Source organism: Pontibacter toksunensis (assembly GCF_042686245.1).
In the GTDB taxonomy this organism is placed as follows: Bacteria; Bacteroidota; Bacteroidia; order Cytophagales; family Hymenobacteraceae; genus Pontibacter; species Pontibacter toksunensis.
This window is the reverse complement of sequence record NZ_JBHUOX010000088.1, coordinates 1-1,140: the sequence shown is the minus strand read 5'-3', so window position 1 is coordinate 1,140 and position 1,140 is coordinate 1. Positions and strand designations below refer to the sequence as shown.

The following is a 1,140-nucleotide window of genomic DNA, read 5'->3' as shown; positions in this document are numbered from 1 at the left end:
GAAGGTTGGTTTCATGGGCTTTATTTAAGTCTGAGCATAGATACTGCACATTGGGGCGATAATTTTCCTTTGTGGCAAACTCAAGGATATCTTTGTTCAAATCTATTCCAATAACCCTGGAAGCTCTTTCAGCCAGGAGTACGGAAACATCACCTGTTCCACAACCCAGATCAAGGACCAAGTCGGATGGTAAGATTGGCAGTTTGCTTACATAGGAATTCCAGTTTCTCCAAGCTGATTGTCTTTTATATTCCTGTGATATATCCCTCATCTACTTACGCATTACTTCTACCTGATATACGGGATTATTCTGTTTAGCCGCCCAACGGGTGTCGTGTAAACGGAACCGGACTACCGAATATGCTATATATCCAAAGCAATATAAGAGCCCGCAGGCAATTCCCGCACCCCGCGAAAGCGCCAAAAAAAGCAGATGCGATTCCAGGCAGCAGGGCGGTTTCACCTATAACAGTTGTTATGACGCAAACAGCCTTCCCGGCACCCTGGAGGAGGTTCAGTTTTTAGAACGCTAGCGGTAGGGGCTATACCTTCTCCCTATCTGGAGGGGTGCTAGGCCAAGACTTTAGTTCTCTCATAAGAACTTAGACAGCTTCTCCGCAATGAGCGGCTTCTCTACCAAATCAATGACGGGATACTGCTTTGCCCTTGCCACATCAAGGTAATGCGTGGAGGAGCTCAATAGGACAATGCGGAGGGAAACACTATTTAAATCAGGGGACTGTTGCAGTTCCTCTAAGAATTCAAAGCCGTCCATGACCGGCATATGAATATCCAGCAGAATCAGTTCCGGGCACTGCTCCGCTTGACATTTCTCCCGCACGATAACCTGGAGCAGATAAGCATCACATCGCTGACAGCGAGCTAAGGAAAGTTGTGCTTCCTTGTGAGTGAAAGAACATATAAAAACAACAGAGGCGCTACTTCTTATCACTAGCGCCTCTGTTGTTTTACTAGGTAAAACAAATTACAGGACAGTCGGCACCTCGTAGAAGCGGAGCTGCAGCACTCTCAGGCCGTTGTTGTCGTAGTCCCAGTAGTAGCCCTCCATCTCGTCTGAGAAGAGCGGGTAACGCTGTGGGTTGTCTATGCCGTCGTCTGTGATGTCAGCGTAGATGGTCA

Annotated in this window: 2 protein-coding genes; both read right to left on the bottom strand. The window is 47.5% G+C overall.

From position 1 onward, the window contains the following. Window positions 1-271: class I SAM-dependent methyltransferase (locus ACFS7Z_RS27225; RefSeq protein ID WP_377492636.1), on the bottom strand; the 271-nt coding region annotated here is incomplete at its 3' end. A gap of 321 nt (window positions 272-592) precedes the next feature. Then, window positions 593-841, bottom strand: a complete 249-nt coding sequence (locus tag ACFS7Z_RS27220; RefSeq protein ID WP_377492633.1) for a response regulator — start codon at window positions 839-841, stop codon at window positions 593-595. Window positions 842-1,140 lie beyond the last annotated feature (299 nt).